The following is a 662-nucleotide window of genomic DNA, read 5'->3' on the forward strand; positions in this document are numbered from 1 at the left end:
GCGCGGCGGTTCCAGCCGATCTATGTCAGCGAGCCGACGGTCGAGGACACCATCTCCATCCTGCGCGGCCTGAAGGACAAATACGAGCAGCACCACGGCGTGCGCATCGCGGATTCGGCGCTTGTCGCCGCCGCCTCGTCCATCAGATCGATGGCCTTGTCGGGCAGGAAGCGGTCGGTGATGTAGCGATTCGACAGCGTGGCGGCGCGGCTGAAGATGCAGGTCGATTCCAAGCCGGAGGAGCTGGATTCGCTCGATCGCGACATCATCCGGCTCAAGATCGAGCAGGAGGCGCTGAAGAAGGAGAGCGATGCCGGCTCCAAGAGCCGCCTCGAGAGCCTGGAGAAGGAACTCGCGGATCTCGAGGAGCGGTCGGCGGCGCTGACGGCGCGCTGGAGCGCGGAGAAGAACAAGCTCTCCAACGCCCAGAAGCTGAAGAGCGAGCTCGATGCGCTGCGCATTGGCCAGTTCGACGCGCAGCGCCGCGGCGAATTCCAGAAGGCGGGCGAACTGGCCTATGGCCGGATCCCCGATCTGGAAAAGAAGCTCGCGGACGTCGAGGCACGTGAGAACGGCGGCGAGATGATGGAGGAGGCGGTCACCGCCAACCACATCGCGCAGGTGGTCTCGCGCTGGACCGGTGTGCCGGTCGACAAGATGCT

1 protein-coding gene and 1 pseudogene are annotated in these 662 nt (G+C 65.1%); one reads left to right on the forward strand and one right to left on the reverse strand.

Annotated features, from left to right (window positions below; genetic code table 11):
- Positions 1 to 20 precede the first annotated feature (20 nt).
- Entirely contained in the window at positions 21 to 167 is a 147-nt protein-coding gene (locus tag J6500_RS31880; RefSeq protein WP_249781756.1) for a hypothetical protein, read from the reverse strand.
- On the opposite strand from J6500_RS31880, the pseudogene J6500_RS31530 reads away from it, so the two are divergent.
- Positions 97 to 662, forward strand: a pseudogene (locus J6500_RS31530) (ATP-dependent chaperone ClpB); the annotation flags it as partial. The gene J6500_RS31880 and the pseudogene J6500_RS31530 sit on opposite strands and share 71 nt — an antisense overlap.

The sequence above is a fragment of the Bradyrhizobium semiaridum genome (assembly GCF_020329505.1).
Classification (GTDB): Bacteria; Pseudomonadota; Alphaproteobacteria; order Rhizobiales; family Xanthobacteraceae; genus Bradyrhizobium; species Bradyrhizobium semiaridum.